Origin of the sequence: Actinoplanes subglobosus (assembly GCF_042650585.1) — a bacterium.
GTDB classification, from domain to species: Bacteria; Actinomycetota; Actinomycetes; order Mycobacteriales; family Micromonosporaceae; genus Actinoplanes; species Actinoplanes subglobosus.
In genome coordinates this window covers 435,526-450,818 of sequence record NZ_JBHSBL010000006.1, presented here as the reverse complement: position 1 = coordinate 450,818, position 15,293 = coordinate 435,526, and the positions used below count along the sequence as shown (strand labels likewise).

The following is a 15,293-nucleotide window of genomic DNA, read 5'->3' as shown; positions in this document are numbered from 1 at the left end:
GTGACCACCGCACGCGTCACGACGTCGCGGGTGTCGGCTCTGTCTGCTGGAAGATGGAATCGTCCGTGGGCAGCACCGCGTCCGGCTGGACACCCTGCGGGCCCGGCGCCGGGTCCGTCTTGCCCCGTTCGTCCTCAATCGCGTTCCACACCTTGATGCTCACCGTCGATCCCACACACGAGGCCGGATCGACCGGCACCGGAGCCTCCGCACCCGCCTGCGGATTGCCCTCCGCCGACACCTGGTCCACCGCGCAACCCGGCAGGCCCACCGCCAGGTCCAGGGTCAGCTCGTCACGCTGCCAGCAGGTGTAGGTGCCCTCATCGGCCTTGACCGGCATCTCCGGGCAGCCCTGGACCTTGCGCTCCGACCAGCCAGCCTTCTCCAGCGCCTTCGAGTAGACCTTCGTCGTCTCCGCGAACGACTGATCCGAGTCGGACACCCGCTCCCGGAACTCGCAGACACCCAGGCACAGGCTGTTGCCGGTCTCGAAGTCCTTGTCGTTCTTCGACGCCCACGCCGGCACCTCCAGCGCATCCAGCGACGCCAGCACCGGGTCACTGGTGGCCGCGCGCACCCCGAAGAACGCCGGCAGGATCAGCAGCACGAGCGCGGCCAGCGACATCAGCGTGACCAGACGCAGGCGCCGCTGCGTACGCAGCTTGTGCCGCAGCTCGGCACTGGCCCAGCGCCCGCCGCCCTCCGGGGCGGAGGCATCCTCCGGACCGGGTCTCCCGACGGTCCCGGTCCGCGTTCCCCCGGTCTCCTCATCCGGTACGCCCGGAGCGCCCACCCGTGCACCGGCGACCACACGGCCGCTCGCGCCACCGGTCGCCGCTCCCCCGCCGACACTCGCCGTGCCCGCCGCACCGACACCCGCGGTCCCGACACCCGCGGTGCCCACGCCGGCCGTGCCCATCCCGGCCTTGCCGGCGCCGGCCGTGCCCACTCCTGCCTTGCCCACTCCCGCCTTGCCCGCTACGGCCGCGGCCTTGGCCGCCCCACCCGGCTCACGGCCGGCCTGCGCCCGTCCGGGTGCGCCCGCACCCACCGAGGCGGCGCCTGTGGCCGCACCCGCCGGTCCGCCGTCGGGACCGGGACCACCCCGGCCCGGAACCGCCGCGCCACCCCGGGCGCCCGGGCCACCGGGCCCGTCACCACGGCCGCCACGCCCCTCGGGCCCGTCCGGGCCGCGACCGGGTCCACCGGGCCGCGAGGAACCGTCCGCGCCGTCCGGTCCACGCCCGGGGACAGCGGCCCCACCGATCGCCCGGGACGGACCATCCGGACCATGACCGGGAACACCGGCCCCACCGATCGCCCGCGACGGACCATCCGGACCACGACCAGCAACACCGGCCCCACCGATCGCCCGCGACGGACCATCCGGACCACGACCAGCAACACCGGCCCCACCGATCGCCCGGGACGAACCATCCGGACCACGACCGGGTTCCACAGCCCGCGAAGGCCCCTCGAAACCATCCGGGCCACGACCGGGAACGGCAGCGCCGCCCATCGCCCGGGACGGACCGTCAGGCCCGGAGCCGGGGACAGCCGCGCCGCCCATCGCGCGAGAAGGCCCGTCGAGGCCGTCCGGCCCGCGGCGGGGGCCGCCGGCACGCTGTGGGCCGTCCGGCCCGCGGCCGGGAACAGCGGCGCCACCCATCGCCCGGGACGGGCCGTCCGGGCCCGGTCCCTGCCCGGGTACTCCGGCGCCGCCCAGGGCACGCTGCGGGCCGCGGCCGGGCAGACCCGAAGGTTCGCCGTCCATGCCGCCGGGCCCGGTGGCCATCGCCGTGTTCTGGTCACCGTCAGGACCGCCGCGGCCCGAGGCTCCGAGTGCGCGTGAGGGCCCGCCGTCCGGGCCACGACCAGGCCCACCATCCGGGCCACGACCAGGCCCACCATCCGGGCCACGGCCGGGCCCACCATCCGGGCCACGGCCGGGCAGACCCGAGGGGCCGCCACCGGGACCGCTCCCACGACGGCGCAGACCGGTCGGCCCGGTCGGCCCGCCGTCCGGGCCGATCATTCCCGGGCCACCGTCCTGATCGCCCGGGCCCCGGCCCGGGGCTCCGGCAGGGCCGGGACGTCCACGGCCGGGTCCCGCGACGCCGGCGGCACCCATCGCGGCCGCGGCCATGCCGTCCGGGCCGGTCGGGGGACGTCCGGGAACAGCCGCGCCGCCTCTCGCCGGGCCCTGGCCACGACTCTGGCCCTGGCCGGGGACACGCGCTCCGCCGCGCGGCGGGCCGTCCGGGCCTCCGCCGCCGGGCGGGCCGACCACGGCACGGCCGGGTGCGGCAGCGCCCATCGCCTGAACAGCGCCGGGACCGGCCGGGAGCGCGGGAGCACCCGCCCGTCCGGGAGCGTTGAGGCCGCTGTGCCGGCCCGTGTGTTCCTCGGGCTCGGCGGGGAAACCCCCGGCAGCGTCGGCACGGGCGGCTCGCCGGCCCGGTCCGGCCTGCTCGGGCACGTTGATGGGACCGGTACCGCGGGACTGTTCGGGCACGGCCACGGGGCCGGTGCCACGGTCCTCGCCTTGCCGCGGTCCACGCTGGCCACGGCCGGGGCGCTGGATCACGCCGGAGGTGCTGTCGGCCATCGCGCCGGCACGTCCCGGTACGACCGGGGTGCGGGCGCCCTGACGGCCGGGGACGACCGGTGGGACGACCGCGGCGCCACGCACCGGGCGGCCGTCGCCGGGTCCGATGCGGCGCGGGCCGGGAACGTCCGGGGTGCCGGTGAAGCCACCGGCTTCGGGCTCGTCGGGGTCGGCGCCCTGATTCGCGTTGCGGCGGCGGCGCTCCTCGCTCCGGGTCAGGCCCTCGGACCCGCGGCGAACGATGTTGTGGCTGCCGGTGTCGCCTCCGGGCTGCACGAACCCGTGCGCCCCGGTGTCCGTGCCGGTCTGCACGAAGCTGTGCGAGCCGGTGTCGCTGCCGGTCTGGACGAAAGCGTGTGAGCCGGTACCGGAGCGGAGTGCCCCGTCCGGCGAGCCGTGCCGGCCGGGGCGCTCGTCACCCGGGGCCGCGGCGTGGCCGGGCCGGTGGCCGGAATCCCCGTCGGCGGTGTGGCCGGGCTGCCCGCCACGGCCGGAGTGCCGGCCGGTCGGGCCCTCGGCGGTACCCTCCTCGGCCGGAGCCCGCCGGGCACGCGCCCTTCCGGGACGCTCACCGCCGGGGCCACCGCCAGGACCACCAGGACCACTTGGACCACCTGGACCGCCAGAGCCGGGACGTCCGGGAACCGCGGCGCCATACGTTCCGCCGGCGCCCCGCCCGCCCTGCTCGTATCCGTTCGGAATGGCCCCCGACTGGTGCGGGCCGACCGGCCCGGACTGATGCAGGCCACCCGGGATCGGCCCCGACTGGTGGACCGGGTCGTAGACGTTCGGAATCGGGCCGGACTGATGCACGGCGTCGCGCCCGGAGGGGACCTGACCGGACTGATGACCGGTGTCGTATCCGGAAGGAATCGGCCCGGACTGGTGAACGGGGTCGTAGCCGCGCGGAATCGGCCCGGACTGGTGCACCGCGTCATGCCCGGTGGGAATCGGCCCGGACTGGTGCACCGCGTCATGCCCGGTGGGAATCGGCCCGGACTGGTGCACGGCGTCGTACCCAGTGGGAATCGGCCCGGACTGGTGCACGGCGTCGTACCCAGTGGGAATCGGCCCGGACTGGTGCACGGCGTCGTACCCAGTGGGAATCGGGCCCGTCTGGTGCACGCCGTCGGGGCGGCCCGGTGACACCTGATCCGCCGGACGGAAACGGTCCCGTGCGGGAGCCCCCGGCGACACCGGCCGCACACCGGGGCCGGCGGACCGTGCGCCGGGCGAGACCGGCCGGACGCCGGGCGGCGTGGTCCGGCCCATCGGGATCTCCGGCGCGTTGCCGGACGGCGGGACGATCGGCGGCCCAGCGGGCTGCCGCCCGGGAAAACCCTGGCCGGACGGATCCGGCATGATCGGCCGACGGCCACCACCCGTCTCCGGGCCGACGGCGGCACGCCCACCCTGAGGCGGCGGCCCACCCCGGCGGGCGCCAGGCGGCATCTGACCGGGCACAGAAGGACCGGCCGCAGGATGACCAGGCCCACCAGGACCGCCACCAGGATGACCAGGCCCACCAGGACCGCCCCCGGGAGGACCGGACACAGAACCGGGCCCCCCAGGACCGGCCGGCATCTGGCCACCGGGCCCGGGCCCACGCCGGCCATCGGGCGGCATCTGCCCCGGACTGACCGGCCCGGCGGACATCTGACCGGGAGACACCTGCCCGGGCCGAGGCACCGGACCGGGCCGCTGCACCTGCCCAGACCGCGGCATCTGCCCAGGCGGCATCTGACCAGGAGAAACAACGCCGGGAGAAACGGCGCCGGGGGGAACAGCACCGGGAGAAACAGCACCGGGCGGAACAGCACCCGGAGGAACAACACCGGGAGAAACGGAGCCAGGAGGAACAGGCGAAACCTGAGCGGCCCGCGACACCGGCCCGGACCGCTGCCCCGGCGCCGCCTGCCACGACCCGGTGCCCTCACCGTCACCGGGCCCGGTGAACCCGTTACCCGGGTCGGCGAACCCGTCCTCACCGGGGAACGCGAAGTCGTCGTCGGGCGCCTCGTCAGGCCCCGGGGCCCGGCGACCGGACTTGCTGGTCCGCGCCTCACCGGGACGGACGCCGGGCCCGATCGCCGCGGCCTCCTCCTTGGCCGTGCGCAGATCGTCGAGCCAGCCGGTCTCCTCGCGCGGGACCTCCTGCGGGACGGCCGGCTGCTCGGCACGGCCGCCGCCACGCCCGAAGCGCCGGCGGTTCTTACCGCCCTGGCCGGCTTCGTCGTCGGGTCGTTCGGCACCCCGCCCTGTCACCGCTGTTCCTCCCCGGCACTGTCGCCGCTGTCGTCACTGCTCTCGATGCCACCGCCGGCCGGATCGGGCCCGGCCGTCGCGGACGTGACCGGGCCGGCCGTCTCCGAGTCCGCCGAAGACTGTGACTCATTCACGCCCTGAGCACCACCCGCCGCGCGGTCCGCCGTCCTCGCCGAAGCGGTGACCGGGCCGTGACCTCGCACGATCCGGCGGAGTCGCGGCACACGCTCACCGACGGCGCGTTCGGCGCCATGATCGGTCGGCCGATAGTAGTCGGTCCCGACGAGATCGTCGGGCACATACTGCTGGCGGACGACGCCGCGTGGATCGTCGTGCGGGTAGCGGTAGCCCCGGCCGTGGCCGAGCCCCCGCGAACCCGGGTAGTGCGCGTCACGCAGGTGGGGCGGCACCGGGCCGCCCCGGCCGGCGCGGACGTCGGCCATCGCCTCGCCGAGCGCGACGGTGACGCTGTTGGACTTGGGCGCGGTGGCCAGGTGCACCACGGCGTGGGCGAGGTTGAGCCCGGCCTCGGGCAGCCCGACGTTTTGCACGGCCTGGGCGGCGGCGGTGGCCACGAGCAGCGCCTGCGGGTCGGCCATGCCGACGTCCTCGCTGGCGAAGATGACGATGCGGCGGGCGATGAACCGTGGGTCCTCGCCGGCCACGAGCATCCGGGCCAGGTAGTGCAGGGCCGCGTCGGGATCGCTGCCGCGCATGCTCTTGATGAACGCGCTGATCACGTCGTAGTGGGCGTCACCGTCACGGTCGTAGCGGACCGCGGCGACGTCGACCGCTTTCTCCGCGGTGGCGAGATCGATCTCGGTGACGGACTGGGCGAGCGCGGATCCGGCCGCGGCTTCGAGGGCGGTCAGGGCTTTGCGGACGTCGCCGCTCGCCAGCCGTACCAAATGGTCCTCGGCCTCTGCGGTGAGAGTGACCGCCCCGCCCAGGCCGCGCTCGTCGGTGGTCGCGCGCCGGAGGAGGTCGCGGACGTGATCCTCGCCGAGGGACTGCAGGGTGAGCAGGACGCAGCGGGAGAGCAGGGGTGAGATGACCGAGAAGTAGGGATTCTCCGTGGTCGCGGCGAGCAGCGTGACCGTGCGGTCCTCGACGGCGGCGAGCAGTGAGTCCTGCTGGGTCTTGCTGAAACGGTGCACCTCGTCGATGAACAGCACCGTGGGCGGACCACCGTAACGTCGCTCGCGCCGGGCCGTGTCGATCACCGCGCGCACATCCTTGACCCCGGCGGTCAGGGCGGACATGGCGACGAACTTGCGGTCGGTCGCGTTGGCGACGAGGTGGGCGATGGTGGTCTTGCCGGTGCCGGGCGGTCCCCAGAGGATCACCGACATCGGGCTGGCGCCGGTGACGAGCTGCCGCAGCGGGGCGCCGGGCGCGAGCAGATGCTCCTGGCCGATCAACTCGTCCAGCGTGGTGGGCCGCATCCGCACGGGCAGCGGCGCGTCGCCCGCGGGCCGCCCGAACCCGGCGGTCGCGGCACCGGCCGGAGCCGCTGTCGGCGCGTCCGGCGAGGCGAGGGAGAAGAGCCCGTCCGTTTCCATCACAACCGACAGTACCGGCCATCCGGAGCCGATCAGAAACGCCGCCTTCCGTCCTGTGGATAACCTTCGAGCAGCGACGACGCTCTCACCGAGAGTGGCGGAAAACACCTCCGGCCCGCCCCCGGGGGAAGGGCGGGCCGGAGTTGCCGGAGGGCTGACGGATCAGCCGCGGCCCGGGCGGCGGCCGTAGAAACGGCGACCGGAACCCGTGCCGGCACCGGCGCGCGGCCCGCTGCCGATGCCCGCCAGGTAGAGGGCGAGCAGCAGCAGACCGAGCGACGCCATGGTCGAGAAGTTGAACAGGTCAGGGGCGCCGAAGTTGGTGTCGAGCAGGTCGGCGAGCAGGTAGATGCCGAAGACTACGGCGGCGGCGATGGCGAGCATCGGATCCTCCGGGGGGGGTGTCAGAGAGCCAGTGACTCGCTGGTACCCGAAGGGGCGGGTTCCCGAAACACGGTCGCCGATTTCACCAGATAGAGCGGGGCCGCGGCGGCCAGCACCAGTGCTCCGGTGAGGATCGCCACCGGCGTGCCGGCTCCGGCGGCCACCGCGGTCAGGACGACCGCCCCGATCGCGAAGCCCGGCGCGGCGACCATCGAGTTGAGCGAGAGCAGACTCGTCCGGAACTCCCCCTCGGCCTGCCGGTGCAGCAGCCCGGAATGCACCGGGTTGGCCGCGCCGTGCACCGCGTAGCAGAGCAGGAACGCGCCGATCACCCCGGCCGGACCGGCCAGCACCGCCATCCCCGCGATGGTCAGGCCCTGACCGATGCGCAGGGCGAACCCGGTCCACCGGGCGCCGATCCGCCGGCTGAGCAGCGGCACCAGGGCGGCGCCGGCTCCCGCGCCGGCCCAGGCGACCGCGCTGACCGGCCCCATCAGCGGCCCGGCGGCCGTGGTCACCTCGCTGAGCCGCACCGGCATCAGCTGCTCGAAGGTGACCATGCCGAAACTCCACAGGAACTCCACGCCGATCAACGCGAGAACCACACGGGAGCGCCGGACCAGACCCAGCGCGGCACCGATCGCCGCCGGCGCTCCGCGCAGCGGGACCCTGCCGCGAGCGGGGCGATCCTCGGCCATCAGCAGCGCCACGGCCGCCGTCGCGATCAGGCTCAGGGCAAGAGCGATCAGCACGGGTACGGTCAACGCGCTCACCCGTCCGAGCGGTCCGAGGCCGGCCGGCCCGAGCCAGACCACACCACCACCGGCCAGGGCCGCCCCCGCGATCACCAGACTGGACGCGATGCCACCCCGGCTCAGACCGGTCTCGATGTCGGCATCCGGGTCGGCGGCCAACGCACTGTCGACGAACCAGGACTCCAGCGGCCCGCTGTCCAGCGCCCGGTAGACGCCCTGGAGCAGGTAGACCACGCTGAGCAGCAGCACCGAGTCGGCGACCGCGAGCAGCGCCAGCGAGGCCAGGTTGACCAGCCCGGCGACCAGCAGCACCGGCCGTCGCCCGAGCGCGTCGGCGAGCCCGCCGGTGGGCAGCTCCAGCAGCAGCACGACGATGCCCTGGATGGCGACGGCCGAGCCGACCTGGACGATGGTGAGCCCGCGCTCCAGTGGTAGCAGCACCAGGACCGGGACGAGCAGGCCGACCGGCAGCCAGCGCAGCGCGGTCAGGATCAGGAAACGCGAACGGACCTGGGCCGCGGTCATCGCTCGTCCTCCACATAGGGCATCGCGCCGTAGAAGAACAGCACCTGGCGCGCCTCCGCCGGAGGATCGGCCAGCGCCCGGAGCCGGTGCCTCTCGACCAGCTCCTCCAGCTCGCCCTGCATCTCCCGCAGCTGTTGCGGGGCCATGGTGAACGCGTAGTCACCCATGCCGGCGACGTCACGCCACTCCGGCGACTCGGACGGGGCGACCAGCCGCCACGCCTCGACCCGGCGGACCAGCTGGTTGAGCTGATAGGACTCCAGCCAGTCGACGGCGGCGGCCGCGTCGGGATCGTCCGGATAGTCGCTGCGCTGCCAGCTGGACAGCTCGTGCAGGGCCCGCCACCAGCGCTGCCGGCCGCTGCCGGGGCGGTCCTCCTCGACGACGAGGCCGGCGTCGGCGAGCTGGCGCAGGTGGTAGCTGGTGGCGCCGGTGTTGGTCTGGAGGGCCTCGGCGAGGCGGGTGGCGGTCGCCGGGCCGGCCAGCCGCAGCTCCCCGAGCAGGCGGATCCGCAGGGGGTGGGCGAGCACCCGGATCTGCCGGGAGCTCAGGTGCACCTCGGTCATGCGCTCATCGCTCGTCATGGATCCACAATAACTGTGCACAGAAGCTATGCACAATTACTTTGCATACAACTCACGAAAAAGGCCGGCGACCCGGGTCGCCGGCCTTCCGGTGGAGCTCAGTGGGAGTGCTGGACCGGCGCCGCCTGGCCGTCGGTACCGGGCGCGCCCGCCGCGGCCTTCGGCTTCGCGTCGATGCCGGCCTCCAGGCGCTGCTGCGCCGTGATCGGGGTCGGCGCGGTGGTCAGCGGGTCGAAACCGCCCCGCGTCTTCGGGAAGGCGATCACCTCACGGATCGACTCGTTACCGCTGAGCAGCATGCACGTCCGGTCCCAGCCGAGCGCGATGCCGGCGTGCGGGGGCGGGCCGTACTTGAACGCCTCCAGCAGGAAGCCGAACTTGTCCGCGGCCTCCTCCGGCGTGATGCCCAGCAGGTCGAACACCCGGCTCTGCACGTCGGCGCGGTGAATACGGACCGAGCCGCCACCGATCTCGTTGCCGTTCACGACGATGTCGTACGCGTACGCCAGCGCCTTGTCCGGAGCCGACTCGAAGGAGTCGATCCACTCCTCGTTCGGCGAGGTGAACGGGTGGTGCACGGCCGTCCAGCCGCCGTCGTCCGTCTTCTCGAACATCGGCGCGTCGACGACCCAGCAGAACGCCCACGCCGACTCGTCGATCAGGCCCGCCCGCTTGGCGATCTCGATCCGGGCCGCGCCGAGCAGCTCCTGGGCCTCGCGGCGCTCGGTGGCCGCGGCGAAGAACACCGCGTCACCCGGTTTCGCACCGACCTGGTCGGCCAGGCCGGACAGGTGCTCGGGCGACAGGTTCTTCGCGACCGGGCCCTTCGGCTCGCCGGTCTCGGCGTCGAGCACCACGTAGGCCAGGCCGCGGGCACCGCGGGCCTTCGCCCAGTCCTGCCAGCCGTCCAGCTCCTTGCGGGTCTGCCCGGCACCGCCCGGCATCACGACGGCACCGACGTAGCCACCGGCGTCGATCGCACCGGCGAACACCCGGAACGCGGTGCCGCGCAGGTAGTCGGTCAGCTCGACCAGCTCGACGCCGTAGCGCAGGTCGGGCTTGTCGGAACCGTAGCGGTTCATCGCGTCGGTCCAGGTGATCCGCGGGATCGGCAGCTGCACCTGGTAGTCGGCGAGCTCGCTCCACAGCCGGGAGACGATCTCCTCACCGAGCTCGATGATGTCCTCTTGCGTGACGAACGACATCTCGATGTCGAGCTGGGTGAACTCCGGCTGCCGGTCGGCGCGGAAGTCCTCGTCCCGGTAGCAGCGGGCGATCTGGTAGTAGCGCTCCATGCCGGCGACCATCAGGAGCTGTTTGAACAGCTGCGGGGACTGCGGCAGCGCATACCACGTACCCGGCTGGAGACGGACCGGGACCAGGAAGTCGCGGGCACCCTCCGGCGTCGAGCGGGTCAGCGTCGGCGTCTCGATCTCGTTGAAGTCGCGGGCGTGCAGCACCTCGCGGGCGATCTGGTTGGCGCGGCTGCGCAGGCGCAGCGCCTTCGCCGGACCGGAACGGCGCAGGTCCAGGTAGCGGTACTTCAGCCGGAGGTCGTCGGACGCGGTGATCGTGTCGTCGACCGGCAGCGGCAGCGGGGCCGCCTCGGACAGGACGATCAGCTCGCTGGCGACCACCTCGATCTCGCCGGTCGCGAGGTCCGGGTTCTCGTTACCGGCCGGGCGGGCGTTGACCTCGCCGACGACCTTCACACAGAACTCGTTGCGCAGCGCGTGCGCGTCCTCCTCGCGGAACACCACCTGCACCACGCCGGAAGCGTCACGGAGGTCGACGAAGATGACACCGCCGTGGTCGCGCCGGCGCGCGACCCACCCGGCGAGCGTCACCGTCGTGCCGGCGTCACTCGCGCGCAGAGTGCCGGCGTCATGGGTACGGATCACGGAAACGTCTCCTAACAGAATTCGCGACCTTACAGAGTTCGCGGGGCGCACCCGACATTCTGTCAGGAGCGCCCCGCGCCGCGTGCCACGGGCCGGTCACCGGCCTCACGGAACCTGCCAGGATGTGGCACGCAGGCCGGCGGTGCCGGAGCCGCCGACGTCGATGATCTCCACGAGTACGAGCTCGGCCGGTGTCGCCGCGGTGAGGACGCACACGGCCGTACCCTTCTTGATCTCCACCGGCAGCCCGCGTCCGAGCGGGCTGGTGCGGATCGCCCGGTCGCAGCCGGCCGCGTCGGTGTCGGCGCTCGCCTCCCGGCTGCCGCCGGCCGCTCCCGGCCCGAGGCTGAGCTGGGGCGGCCGGTCGCCGCAGCCGCTCTCGTACCGGAGATCGGCGAGGGCCTCGGCCGCCGCGGCCCGCGGTTCGTCCAGGTCCACGTGCATCACCGCGGAGCACGCCGGCTGCAGGCGGATCGGCTCCTTGGCGTACGCCACCGGATATCGCTCCGGCCCCCTCACCGGAACCGCGACCGACTCCGCCACCGGGACCGGCTTCTCCGGGGTGATCACCACCGGGAGCCGGTGCGCCGGCTCCAGCGCCCGGACCACCACGAGGGTGCGCCAGGAGAAGTAGGCGGCGGCCCCGGACACCAGCAGCGCGACCAGGCTGAACAGCACCGCCGCGGCCACACCGCCCCGGCGGGGGGAGGCGGCCGGGGCGGCGGGTTCGGCCCGCACCGCGGCCGGGCGCGGAACCGCGTCGCGCAACACGGCGGCTTCCCGCTGGGCGGGCGGCGCCGCGCCGAGCGGCTCGGTGGGCCCGTCCGGATAGTCGTGATCGTGGGTGCGCTGCTGCGGCACCCGATGTCCCGCCGGAGCCGGTCGGCGGGCAGGGTCGTTGGTGGCTGCGCGGAATACGGACATGGCGGACTCCAACGGCGCAGGTGGTGAAAGCGCGCGTTCAGCGCTCAACCACCGTAAACACCATCGATCCGACGGGCCATCCCCCGCGAGGGGTCGTCACCCGGTGATTCACCCCTGCGCCGCATCGGTGAACTCGCGGACCACCTCGATCGTCCCGACGATGTGGTCTCATTTCGGCGTGCGCCTCCTAGAAGTAGGTGTGCAGCACGTCCACGACCCGCCGATCCTCGTCGACGACAGGGATGTCCCGCCACTTGTCGAAGGCCGTGCACGGGTGCGAGATCCCGAACCGGATCAGGTCTCCGGGGACCAGGGCCGGGCCCTCGACTGCCAGGTACGTGTGGTGGTCGTTGAGCTTCGTCACCCGTACCCCGATGGCCGGTTCGATCCGTCCGCCGGCCCGGCGTACCTCCTGCGGCTCCGGCAGCCCCTCGTCGAACGGCGCGTCCCGTTTGCCCATCCCGGCGATCGCCAGGCCCGGCTCGGGAGCCGAGATCACCTGGGCCCAGATCTCCAGCGCCGCCGCGAGCGACCCCTCGCCGGGCACCCGGGCGAACGGGGTCCGCTCCCGGTAGAACCCGTCGTCGTGGCTGATCGTGGCGCCGCTGCGCAGGATCAGCCGGGCCGTCTCGCGGAGGCCGCCGAGCCGCGCCACGACCCGGTCGAACCAGGCACTGCCGCCGGCCGTGACGATCGGCCGGGCGGGCAGCAGACCGGCCGCGGCCAGCCGGTGCACGCCCTCGGCGAGCTGGTCCAGATACGCGTCCACACTGTTCTGATCACGCAGCTGGCCCTCGTAGCCGGCCACCCCGGCCAGCTCCAGCCCGGGAGCCGCGGCCACCGCCCGGGCGACCGTCTCCAGCTCGTCGAGGCCCCTGACCCCGGTGCGCCCGCCGTCGTGCCCGAGCTCGACGAGCACCCGCAGCGGTCCCCCGGCCCCGGCCGCGGCGGCCACCCCGGCGAGCGAGTCGACCTGGAAGTACACCTCCCAGCCGGCGGTGCTCTCGTCGGCCAGCCAGCGCAGCGCCACCGGGTCCAGGACCTCGTTGGCGATCAGCACCCGGTCGATCCCGAGCCGCCGGAGCACGAGCGCCTGGTTCGGGGTGGCCACGGTCAGCCCCCACGCGCCGGCCTTCATCTGGGCCGCCAGCAGTCCCGGCGCCATCGTGGTCTTGGCGTGCGGCGCGAGGCCGAACCCGTGCCGCCCGGAGTACGTGGCCATGGTCGCGATGTTCGCCTCGATCGCGTCACGGCGCACCACGAGCAGTGGCCAGGTGAAGCCGCCGTCGAAGAGGCCGAGCCCCCGCGGGTCGACCGGCTCGTCCGGCGCCCAGAAGCCCTTGGCCCGCCAGTCGATCGTCATTTCGCCCTCCGCTCGTCAGACTGCTCGTCATGGTCGACAGCACGAATTCCGCCATTTTCCGCCGCAACGTGGAGCAGACGTGGGGTGACAGCGGGCGGGCGTGGCTCGCCGGGCTGCCGGGGCTGACCGCCCGGCTGATGGCCGAGTGGGAGCTGTCGCCGGCCGGGCCGCTGCCGCTGAGCATGAACTGGGTCGGCCGGGTCCGCCGGGCGGACGGGACGGGGGCCGTGCTGAAACTGGCCGTGCCGTCGGCCGGGCACCTCGCCGACGAGGCCACCGCGCTGGAGTGTTTCGGCGGGCGGGCGGCGATCACCGTGCTGGCCCGCGACGACGCCCGGGGCGCGCTGCTGCTGGAGGAGGCCCGGCCGGGCACCCCCGCGTCGTCGCTCACCGCCCACGACGACCCGGCCGCCACGGCGGTGCTGATCGACGTGATCAAGCGGCTGCACCGGCCGGCCCCGGACGGGGTGGCGCTGCCCGAGCTGTCCGGCCGGATCAGGTCGTTCCGCGGGCATCTGGCGCGTTTCCCCGGCGACGACCCGTTGCCGCGGCACCTGGTGGAACGGGCCGCCGGCCTGTTCACCGAGCTGTGCGCGAGCGCGACCGGGCGGGTGGTGCTGCACGGCGACCTGCACCACGACAACGTGCTGGCCGCCGAGCGGGAGCCGTGGCTGGCGATCGACCCGCACGGCGTGATCGGCGATCCGGGTTACGAGATCGGGGCGCTGCTCTACAACCCGGATCCGTACGCGCCGCACGAGCCGGTGCTGAACGCCGCCGAGGCCCGGATCGAGCAGCTCGCCGACGGTCTCGGCATGCCTGTCGACCGGGTGGTGGCGTGGGGGTTCGTGCAGGCGGTGCTCGCCGAGGTGTGGACCTTCGAGGGCGACGGCAAGGTGAGCACCCGGCCACTGATGCTGGCCGAGCGCCTGCTGCCGTTGCTGCCCTGATCGTCCGGGCCCGGTCACGCCGGCCCGCCGCGCAGGTCGGCGGTCATCTCGTGCAGTTCGGCGAGACGGTCGGCCAGGTCGCGGGGGTGGCCGGGGGCGTCCGGGCGGGCGTCCTCCGGCCGGGGCCCGGTGAGCGGGCGGTAGTTGACGCCGAGCGCGTCGAGGAGTTCCAGGTGCCGGGGCAGGCGGGCGGCGAAGTCCGCGAAGTCCCGTTCGGCCGGTCCCCAGACCACCTCGGCGAAGGCGCACAGCCGGGGGAACGCCATGTACTCGACCCGGCGCAGCGACTCCATGTGCTCGGTCCAGATGTTCGCCTGGGCGCCGAGGACGAGTGCTGAGGCGGGCGGCTCGTAGGCGTGGACGTCCTCCAGCGTGAGGAGCGTGCCGACCGGGGTGGGCTCGCCGGGGTCGTCGGACTGCCGGTAGTCGAGGTAGAGGTGCACGTCCGGGCAGCAGACCACCTGGTGACCGGCCCGGATCGCCACGGTGGCCGGGTCGGTGCCACGCCACGCGGCGATCACCGACCCGTCCGGGGCCCCACCGGCGAGGATCTCGTCCCAGCCGAGGACGCGACGGCCCCGGCCGGCCAGGTGGGCCGCCATCCGCGTGGTGAAATCGGCCTGCAGTTCACGACCGCCGGGCCACTCGTCGGTGGGGCACTCGTCGCCGCCGATGCCGATCACCTCGGACGGGAAGACGTCACAGAGGTGGTCGAGGACCCGGCGGCAGAAGCCGAGAGTCGCCTCGGAGAGGTTGAGGACGTGGCGGGAGATGCCCCAGGCGGTCCGGACCGGGCCGTCGAACCCGTTGCCGAGCTCCGGGTACGCCGCGACGGCCGCCTGCATGTGCCCGGGCATGTCCACCTCGGGCACCACGGTGACGTGCCGCTCCGCCGCGTACGCGACGATCCGCCGCAGGTCTGCGGTGGTGTAGAAGCCACCGTGCGGCCGATCGTCGTAGCGGTCGTGGATCCGGGAGCCGAGCATCGTCGACGAGCGCCACGCGCCGACCGAGGTGAGCCGTGGCCATCCCGGCACCTCGATCCGCCAGCCCTGGTCGTCGGTGAGATGCAGGTGCAACACGTTGAGCCGGTGAAAGGCGATCAGATCGACGAACCTGAGCACATCGGGTACGGGCATGAAGTGCCGAGCCACGTCGAGCAGCACACCCCGCCACGCGAACCGGGGCGCGTCCTCGACGCGTACGCACGGCACGTCCGGTCCCAGCTGGAGCAGTGTCTGCCGGCCGTAGAAGACGCCGGCCTCGGAGCCGCCCACCAGGTCGATGCCGTCGGGGGTGCAGGAGAGGACGTACCCCTCCGGGTGGAGACCGGGGTCGATCCGGGTCCGGACGGAGTCGCCGGCGCGGGCCGGGCCGGGTGTCACCCGTACCGAGGAAGGTTTGGGAATCAATCTTTGACCGCCCCTCCAGGCCGACAGGTTCGTTAGTGGTGCGTATACGATGCGCCTCAC

Annotated in this window: 10 protein-coding genes; 1 reads left to right on the top strand and 9 read right to left on the bottom strand. The window is 73.8% G+C overall.

All coding sequences use genetic code 11. The features are described 5' to 3' along the window. Positions 1 to 16 precede the first annotated feature (16 nt). From ACFO0C_RS08235 to ACFO0C_RS08200, 8 genes are all read right to left on the bottom strand, one after another. Positions 17 to 3,970, bottom strand: coding sequence for a hypothetical protein (locus ACFO0C_RS08235; RefSeq protein ID WP_378065946.1), 3,954 nt, complete (start codon positions 3,968 to 3,970; stop codon positions 17 to 19). An 899-nt stretch (positions 3,971 to 4,869) separates the two neighbouring features. Further along, positions 4,870 to 6,435, bottom strand: coding sequence for a replication-associated recombination protein A (locus tag ACFO0C_RS08230; RefSeq protein WP_378065945.1), 1,566 nt, complete (start codon positions 6,433 to 6,435; stop codon positions 4,870 to 4,872). A 162-nt stretch (positions 6,436 to 6,597) separates the two neighbouring features. Beyond that, positions 6,598 to 6,819 carry a hypothetical protein gene (locus ACFO0C_RS08225; protein WP_378065944.1) on the bottom strand — a complete coding sequence of 74 codons (222 nt, stop codon included), beginning with the start codon at positions 6,817 to 6,819 and terminating at the stop codon, positions 6,598 to 6,600. Between the two features lie 20 nt (positions 6,820 to 6,839). Further along, positions 6,840 to 8,099 (bottom strand): MFS transporter, encoded by a 1,260-nt coding sequence (locus tag ACFO0C_RS08220; RefSeq protein WP_378065943.1) that lies wholly within the window; start codon positions 8,097 to 8,099, stop codon positions 6,840 to 6,842. Then, complete coding sequence (locus ACFO0C_RS08215) at positions 8,096 to 8,683, bottom strand: ArsR/SmtB family transcription factor (protein WP_378065942.1); 588 nt, start codon at positions 8,681 to 8,683, stop codon at positions 8,096 to 8,098. The genes ACFO0C_RS08220 and ACFO0C_RS08215 overlap by 4 nt, the downstream gene beginning before the upstream one ends. 98 nt (positions 8,684 to 8,781) lie before the next feature. Beyond that, positions 8,782 to 10,584 carry an aspartate--tRNA ligase gene (gene aspS, locus ACFO0C_RS08210; protein ID WP_378065941.1) on the bottom strand — a complete coding sequence of 601 codons (1,803 nt, stop codon included), beginning with the start codon at positions 10,582 to 10,584 and terminating at the stop codon, positions 8,782 to 8,784. A gap of 105 nt (positions 10,585 to 10,689) precedes the next feature. Beyond that, positions 10,690 to 11,508 carry a hypothetical protein gene (locus tag ACFO0C_RS08205; protein ID WP_378065940.1) on the bottom strand — a complete coding sequence of 273 codons (819 nt, stop codon included), beginning with the start codon at positions 11,506 to 11,508 and terminating at the stop codon, positions 10,690 to 10,692. Positions 11,509 to 11,695: 187 nt separating this feature from the next. Then, entirely contained in the window at positions 11,696 to 12,871 is a 1,176-nt protein-coding gene (locus ACFO0C_RS08200) for an alanine racemase (protein ID WP_378065939.1), read from the bottom strand. A 29-nt stretch (positions 12,872 to 12,900) separates the two neighbouring features. Between ACFO0C_RS08200 and ACFO0C_RS08195 the strand changes: the two genes are divergently transcribed. Next, complete coding sequence (locus ACFO0C_RS08195) at positions 12,901 to 13,821, top strand: aminoglycoside phosphotransferase family protein (RefSeq protein WP_378065938.1); 921 nt, start codon at positions 12,901 to 12,903, stop codon at positions 13,819 to 13,821. Positions 13,822 to 13,835: 14 nt separating this feature from the next. Here ACFO0C_RS08195 and ACFO0C_RS08190 read toward each other — a convergent pair whose 3' ends face one another. Continuing rightward, positions 13,836 to 15,233: a beta-N-acetylhexosaminidase gene (locus ACFO0C_RS08190; protein ID WP_378065937.1), complete on the bottom strand. Its 1,398-nt coding sequence runs from the start codon at positions 15,231 to 15,233 to the stop codon at positions 13,836 to 13,838. Between the last annotated feature and the right edge of the window lie 60 nt (positions 15,234 to 15,293).